At 65.1% G+C, this 292-nt stretch carries 1 protein-coding gene; it reads right to left on the minus strand.

Features of this window, described 5'->3' with window-relative positions; genetic code table 11:
* A partial coding sequence (locus tag ACOSDR_RS20285) for a formate/nitrite transporter family protein (RefSeq protein WP_420732354.1) occupies positions 1-292 on the minus strand: 292 nt, incomplete at both ends.

The following is a 292-nucleotide window of genomic DNA, read 5'->3' on the forward strand; positions in this document are numbered from 1 at the left end:
GTTGCCGATGAAGACCAGGCCCCAGTTGCGCAGCACACCGCCGAGGGTGACGCCAGGGCGCTTGGCGATCAGCGCCAGCGGCACCAGAGTGAAGACGCCTGTGAGCAGATCGAACCCCAGCAGGTAGAGCATGCAGAAGCCGACCGGGAACAACAGGGCGCCGATCAGGGGCTGCCCGGTATTGACGGTGATGGTGACGGCAAATGCGGCGGCGAGCGCCAGGATGGCGCCGGCCATGTAGGCCCGGATCAACGTGTCCTTGGTGGACATGAAGACCTTCGATTCTCCCGCG

The organism is Hwanghaeella sp. 1Z406 (assembly GCF_048892425.1).
Taxonomy (GTDB): Bacteria; Pseudomonadota; Alphaproteobacteria; order UBA8366; family Aestuariispiraceae; genus Pacificispira.